The 3730-nt window shown below is 62.8% G+C and carries 4 protein-coding genes; all 4 read right to left on the bottom strand.

Translation table 11 applies throughout. From position 1 onward, the window contains the following. A partial coding sequence (locus tag ACLP25_RS06730) for a DUF3631 domain-containing protein (protein WP_442468446.1) occupies positions 1-1994 on the bottom strand: 1994 nt, incomplete at its 3' end. Further along, a complete protein-coding gene (locus tag ACLP25_RS06725) occupies positions 1987-2304 on the bottom strand; it encodes a hypothetical protein (protein WP_442468445.1) in 318 nt (105 codons plus the stop codon). The genes ACLP25_RS06730 and ACLP25_RS06725, both read right to left, overlap by 8 nt. 185 nt (positions 2305-2489) lie before the next feature. Then, entirely contained in the window at positions 2490-2711 is a 222-nt protein-coding gene (locus tag ACLP25_RS06720; RefSeq protein WP_442468444.1) for a helix-turn-helix domain-containing protein, read from the bottom strand. 77 nt (positions 2712-2788) lie between these two features. Further along, complete coding sequence (locus tag ACLP25_RS06715; RefSeq protein WP_442468443.1) at positions 2789-3424, bottom strand: hypothetical protein; 636 nt, start codon at positions 3422-3424, stop codon at positions 2789-2791. Positions 3425-3730 lie beyond the last annotated feature (306 nt).

The raw sequence follows: 3730 nt of genomic DNA, 5'->3' as shown, positions 1-3730 counted from the left end.
CGCCCTTCGTCGCCGCCAAGGTTAAGAGAGCTTGACCTGGCGCCATACTTTTTCAGCCGCCTCGAGAGTTGAAACTTCGTCAGCGGCCTGCCGTTTTTCCACTCGGCCCAGGGGCGCCCTTCCAAGCCGATCAAATAGTTGGTCAGGGTCTCGCTCGAGAGCTGGTCAGCCCCTTCGCTCGTGAACGCATCGCGGACGTCGGACAGCAATATCGTGTCGATGTCGTCGTCCTTGCTTGCCGCTAGATCCTCCCGCGATAGAGCCAGGGCGGTCGTTCTGGCTCGCTGGGGCCACTCGCCGCCCGCGAGGTCGGCGATGGCGACAAGAGGCTCCCACGCATCAGCGGCGCGGTCATTAAGGCCGCCCGGCATTCTGGGTTCGGCGGCGCGCAGCGCTTCGAAATTGTCCTGCGCCAACCGAACGAGCTTGCGTGCGACCTCCTTGAGGTCCGCGCCGTCTCGACGACGAAGTCGCTTGACCGTTTCGGTTTTGAGCTTGCGCTTCATCTCAATTTCGATCGAGCGGTCGCGGACAGTTTCAGGAAGTTCTCCGATGCCGGCCAGCGCCAGGGCACACCATGTCGAGAACTCGCGCGGTTCGTATCCGCCGTCGCGTGTCGGCACGTTCATGGTGACGGTCGCGAAGTCCCGATTGAACCCAGAGTTCATTAACCCACGAAGTGCTTGCCCCATTTCCTTGTCGCGACCCATCAGAGCATCCATTTCGTCGATGAGCATCGTCGGGCCATGCAACTCGATTATTCGAAGCAGAGCTGAAGGAGTGATGCCCGACGCCCCACGAGGTCTGGCGACAACCCGGGCGAGTGCACTGAAGAGCGTCGTTTTCCCTGACCTCTTTTGCGGGGATTTGACGACGAGGCGAGGGGAGACGTCGAAGGCGTCATGAACGTGGGTAAACGCGGCCCACAGCGCGATGGCGTCCGCTTGCGCTGAACTCAGAATCACGTAGCCGCGAAGCGCCTGCACGAGTTCGTCGAGCATCGCTGCGCCATCCACGGAGTGCGGCCACGGCTCGATGACGGGGAAGGTGATCGCACGGCCTTGACCGGGGTCGTCCGGCAGCCGCTTAGCCTTCACGAGGCTGTCGAGAATCCCAACCGGAATATGAAGTTCCTTCGCCGCAGCAGCACGAGCAACCGCATATTTGATCTGGGTGAGCGCGCTCAATTCGGCAACGCGGCGCTCGAGGGCGGCTTCGTCGGGAGTCGGCCTAGCGTCCGCAGCCTTGGGGAAGGTGGTCATCACCGGCTTCGCTAGGGCGAGGGCGGCGCGCCGCAGCGCCGCAGGGTCGGACCATTCAGAGATAGCATCGGCTGCGTCCCAGCCGATCGGCTCGAAATTTGAGCCGCGACCGCCCCCGTCAATCGCCACGAGTGCGTCGGCTTCGATGATGCTGACTTCGCAGCCCAGTTTGGTCAGGGTCGCCGCAACCTCGTTGGCGTAGTTCGCGCCCGTTTCGTCATTGTCCGGCCAGACCGTCACCGTGCGGCCGGAGAGGGGCGACCAGTCCGACTTGGCCGCCGCTTGCGAGCCGCCGGATGAGGTTACAGCGGCATGATCGGCGAAGATCTTGGCCACCGCATCCGCGGCCTTCTCGCTCTCGCAGACGATTACAGGCGCGTCAGGACGGGACGCGAGCCGGTCGAGGCCGTACAGCGGCCTCGGCGCGGGAATGGCCTTCCAGCGCCAACGCAGGCCCTTGGAATCGCGCCAAAGCGCCAGGGGCCAGAATTCCTTGCGCCCGTCGGGAAAGTCGAAGCGCGAGATACGGCAAAGCTCCGCGCCACTGGCGTCACGATAGATCGATGTCGCCGTGGGCTCGCCGTGCTTGACATGCCGTGTCGGCGGCGGTGGCGCGTCGGCTGGAACAGGCGACACAAGCTCGCCGCCATTGGGTGCTCGCGCGGCGATGGCTGGCCCGGCCGCAATTTCCTCCGGCGTGAGGGGCAAGTATCTGTCGAGGGCGTCACCCATGGCGACGCCCCTCGGTTTCGAGGCCGAGCATTCGCGCCAAAAGCCGCGCCGCCTCCACTTGGGAAATGTCGGCGAGGTATGCGACCAACGACAAGGGATCGCGACCCTTGTCGCCCTTCGCAAAGTCCGCCCATTTGCCGTTGTACCGGTTGACCTTGAAGGAACCGAGATCGCGGTCAGCGCGGCGAGGGTTGAGCGCGACGATCTCTTTGCCGACCCGCTTCCCGCCGGGCAGGATGCGCGCCAAGACCGCGGGGAAGGCCGCCAGAGCCGCTCGGTTGATCTCGGCGAAGTCGATAGGACCGTTCATCCGAAGGCCCTCCCGAGGCTCGATATCTCGGCCAGAACGTGCTCCGCAACGTCGCGCGCCGTGCTTTGCGCTAAAGGGTCAACGGGATTATTGTTGTCATCGAGCTGGCCGCCAAACCGCTCAATTTGAGGGTCGCCGTCTGCACATGCGGAGTCGGCCCTCGCGATTTCCGAGAGTCGCATCGCTCACGCGCCTTCAGAGACCAACCGATCGATCTCGGTTTCGGGAACGAGCGTCCTTGAGCCGATGTGAATGAACCGAATGCGGCCGTGGGCCGCCAACCTATAAATCGTCGACCGGCTAATCCCTAGGATGCAGCAGGCCTCGGGAATGCGGCGTAGCTTCGGAGCGCCGCGCGGGTCGGCCTTCGGTTTCCTGCCTGTGACGTTCCCCTGAACCACACCCATGTCGAACCACCTCGTTTGAGATGGTTCCCTATTGACCGCACTTTTCCGCCCTTGTCCAAATGAGCAATCGCGCAGTATTACGCGGAGGGCTCGGCGCGATTCTTCCTTGGCCCCTTCGGGCCCGGAGTGCTTGATCCTCCGAGCGATTTGAGCATCGCGCGGATTTTTTCGCGCGGCTCAATCACGCCGCGCTCCCGCGCGATTTTTACCGCCTCGACTTGCGTCAGGTTAGGGTTGTCCTGCAACAAATCGCGCACCACGGCCTCAAGGGTGGGGTGGTCTCCCTCGCTTGCTTTCGCAGGAAAGACGCTCAGAAGCTCTTTGACGGGAACCAATATGTTGCGGAACGCCACCCCCATTTCGGCTTTCGGGCAGAGGCCGTCGAAAAAATATCCGGCTGCGGGATGAGAGCCGCACACCTTCAGATCGCACCACTCCTCCGGGCGGATAAGGCGGCGAATTCGCTCCTGCTGGCTAATCCCGGTTGAAGCGATCTTGTGTGTTTCATGCGCCGCCCAAAGGTCCTTGACAGCTGTCCTCGGATCGACGCTGTAGCCCTCGTATCGGCTGTAGTCCTCAGGTCGCTTTAGGGGCCCCAGCGTCCATCCTCCGGGATACGATTCGCGCCAACCTGTATGATCCTCCCACCACTCGGGCCACGCCTCGCGCACTTCTCCGACGTCTCGTCGAGACGCAATCCAGATCAGCGCCATACAGAGCGTCCAATTCAGCTCCTTCAGCGGGTCGTAATTGGCGGGGTCCGGTTTTTCGGCGAATGCAGGCGAACCGAGGCGCTTGGCCCAGTCCTCGGCCCGATCGGGCGTCCACTCCCCCTTCAGAACCAGGCCGAGAACGTCGGCTCTAGTGGCTCACGTCATTGCTTTTGCTGGCGTTGTCTGAATCTGTGCTGTCGCGATCGAGCGATGGAGATTGATTCGTGGCCAGCACAGAGGTTGCCGTCAAGAAATACGTGGTCAGGCTGAGTGGGGAGGAACGGGCTCGGCTCGAGGAGTTTATCG

Origin of the sequence: Roseiarcus sp. (assembly GCF_052145395.1) — a bacterium.
In the GTDB taxonomy this organism is placed as follows: Bacteria; Pseudomonadota; Alphaproteobacteria; order Rhizobiales; family Beijerinckiaceae; genus Roseiarcus.
This window is presented reverse-complemented; position numbering and strand designations above follow the sequence as displayed.

Coding starts and splice junctions, on each gene's coding strand:
- ACLP25_RS06715 (WP_442468443.1), bottom strand. CDS start 3,424: ATGGCGCTGATCTGGATTGCGTCTCGACGAGACGTCGGAGAAGTGCGC.
- ACLP25_RS06720 (WP_442468444.1), bottom strand. CDS start 2,711: ATGGGTGTGGTTCAGGGGAACGTCACAGGCAGGAAACCGAAGGCCGAC.
- ACLP25_RS06725 (WP_442468445.1), bottom strand. CDS start 2,304: ATGAACGGTCCTATCGACTTCGCCGAGATCAACCGAGCGGCTCTGGCG.